We start from the raw sequence: 247 nt of genomic DNA, 5'->3' as shown, positions 1-247 counted from the left end.
CCAGCCGCGGCCAGTCGGCCAGGTCGCGCAGCAGCTGCCGGTCGTGGGTGGCGACGACGACGGCCGCCGAGGTGTCCCGGACCATCGCGGTGAGCTCGTCCACGAGCCGCGCGGACAGGTGGTTGGTCGGCTCGTCGAGCAGCAGCGTCGTCGGGCGCTCCGCCAGGGCGCGGGCCAGGTCGAGCCGGCGCCGCCGGCCCTCCGACAGCCGACCCACCGGGGTCCGCAGCGCCGCCGCGTCGAGCAG

The 247-nt window shown here is 78.1% G+C and carries 1 protein-coding gene; it reads right to left on the bottom strand.

Annotated features, from left to right (window positions below):
* A partial coding sequence (locus tag GTW08_RS23215) for an ATP-binding cassette domain-containing protein (protein WP_161152533.1) occupies window positions 1-247 on the bottom strand: 247 nt, incomplete at both ends.

Source organism: Pseudonocardia sp. SID8383 (assembly GCF_009864975.1).
Classification (GTDB): domain Bacteria; phylum Actinomycetota; class Actinomycetes; order Mycobacteriales; family Pseudonocardiaceae; genus Pseudonocardia; species Pseudonocardia alni.
Note: the sequence above shows the minus strand (reverse complement) of the source record. Positions and strands in the feature narration are given on the sequence as shown.